4 protein-coding genes are annotated in these 1047 nt (G+C 45.5%); all 4 read left to right on the plus strand.

Annotated features, from left to right (window positions below; translation table 11 throughout):
- The coding region (locus tag FQK12_RS27395) for a hypothetical protein (protein WP_222435535.1) at positions 1–181 on the plus strand (181 nt) is incomplete at its 5' end.
- 224 nt (positions 182–405) lie between these two features.
- A complete protein-coding gene (locus FQK12_RS27855) occupies positions 406–516 on the plus strand; it encodes a hypothetical protein (RefSeq protein WP_038423473.1) in 111 nt (36 codons plus the stop codon).
- Positions 509–802, plus strand: a complete 294-nt coding sequence (locus tag FQK12_RS00115) for a host cell division inhibitory peptide Kil (protein WP_014228544.1) — start codon at positions 509–511, stop codon at positions 800–802. Before FQK12_RS27855 ends, FQK12_RS00115 begins: the two co-directional genes overlap by 8 nt.
- A 65-nt stretch (positions 803–867) precedes the next feature.
- Positions 868–1047 (plus strand): hypothetical protein (locus tag FQK12_RS27400; protein WP_222435536.1); only part of this gene is annotated, 180 nt, incomplete at its 3' end.

Genomic DNA, 1047 nt, shown 5'->3' on the forward strand with positions numbered 1-1047 from the left:
ATTGAAGGCGACGCCCGCCAAGAAGCTATTGCTCTGCGTTACAAGCTTAAGTCGCAATAAAAATTCACGGATTCCGTTGAGCCTGAAATGGTTAAAAGACAGGCACAAACAACAGGCCTTGCAATGCAGTGAATGCGGCTATGCGCATGCGGCACAGTTAAGCGGTAACACTCGTTTCTGAAAAGAGTGGGGTGGAAAAGAAGCTGTCGGTACCAGTTGTTAACTGGCTGGTATCACCGGGAGGCACCCGGCACTGCATTGCAAGGCCTGTTAGGTACTCAAAACGCGTGAGGGAAAGGAGATGATTCGAGACGAAGACAAACCAGCATGGCGCCGGTTCTGGTTGAAGGTTGTTCCATTTTTATTTGCGGTCGCATCGGTAAGCGTTCAGTGCTGGGGTGGAGTATGAGCAGAAATGGCATTCGTTCACTGGTTATTGTTCTGGCCATCTGCCTTGTTGCCTGGGCAGCGACCATTATCAAAATTCTGCATGTTACGGGGGTGTTTAATGGCTAATTTTCTGCAAAGCAACCCGATGGTTAAAGCAGCTCAAAGCAAACTCGCTATTGCGCAATTTATTGGTAACAGTGGTATGTGGTCTGATGCCATGGCGTCAATAAAAGATATTCATGAAGCAGCAAAGCACGAAGAAGACCATATGTTTTGTGGTCGTACGGATGCGCTTTCAGGACTTCAATTTCGTGATGTTGTTTTAAATTATGACCTGTACGGAGATTTAATTTCCGTCGATGCTGACTTGCTTACAGGTCAATATAAAGTAAACACCGAAGTTTCATTTTAATTATCGAATAAATGAATTAATGCCTTAAATGACAGGTATCCACACACCTTAATACAGGAATAAATATGGAAACCGAAACACTCCACTGCTACAGCTGCGGCGGCTCCTTTGCACGCGAAGAGTTGCAGTATCGCCCCTCTGGCCGAGGCGCTTATCGCAAAGTGGCATATTACTGTCCTACCTGTAACGAAAGGGAAATAAAGAAAGACCAATTAAAGGCAACACAGTCTTTAGTTCGCAAAACA

This window comes from Klebsiella sp. ME-303 (genome assembly GCF_007910085.1).
Lineage (GTDB): Bacteria > Pseudomonadota > Gammaproteobacteria > Enterobacterales > Enterobacteriaceae > Klebsiella > Klebsiella michiganensis.

Coding starts and splice junctions, on each gene's coding strand:
- FQK12_RS27855 (WP_038423473.1), top strand. CDS start 406: ATGAGCAGAAATGGCATTCGTTCACTGGTTATTGTTCTGGCCATCTGC.
- FQK12_RS00115 (WP_014228544.1), top strand. CDS start 509: ATGGCTAATTTTCTGCAAAGCAACCCGATGGTTAAAGCAGCTCAAAGC.